The following is a 380-nucleotide window of genomic DNA, read 5'->3' as shown; positions in this document are numbered from 1 at the left end:
CTTCCCGATGTGCAGCACGTTCAAGTCGATGCTGGTCGCCCATGTGCTGAGCCTTGCCGATGCAGGCCGCGTTTCGCTCGACACCCGTGTGCCCATCGCCGGGAAGGATCTGCTGTCCTACGCTCCGGTGGTGCGCCGCCACGTGGGCAAGGATCTGACCGTGCGCGACCTGTGCCGGGGCACGCTGACCACCAGCGACAACACGGCGGCCAACCTGCTGCTGGAGGTGGTGGGCGGGCCGTCGGCGCTGACGGCATTCCTGCGCGGGCAGGGCGACAGCATTACCCGCAATGACCGCAACGAGCCGGACGTGAATCTGTTCGCGAAGGGAGACCCGCGCGATACCACCAGCCCGGCCGCGATGGCCACCAGCCTGGCCC

Annotated in this window: 1 protein-coding gene; it reads left to right on the top strand. The window is 68.4% G+C overall.

Features of this window, described 5'->3' with window-relative positions:
- The coding region (locus D7X55_RS47560) for a serine hydrolase (RefSeq protein ID WP_147470573.1) at window positions 1-380 on the top strand (380 nt) is incomplete at both ends.

The organism is Corallococcus sp. AB049A (genome assembly GCF_003668885.1).
Taxonomy (GTDB): domain Bacteria; phylum Myxococcota; class Myxococcia; order Myxococcales; family Myxococcaceae; genus Corallococcus; species Corallococcus interemptor.
The sequence above is the reverse complement of the archived record's forward strand: the minus strand, read 5'-3'. Positions and strand labels throughout refer to the sequence as shown.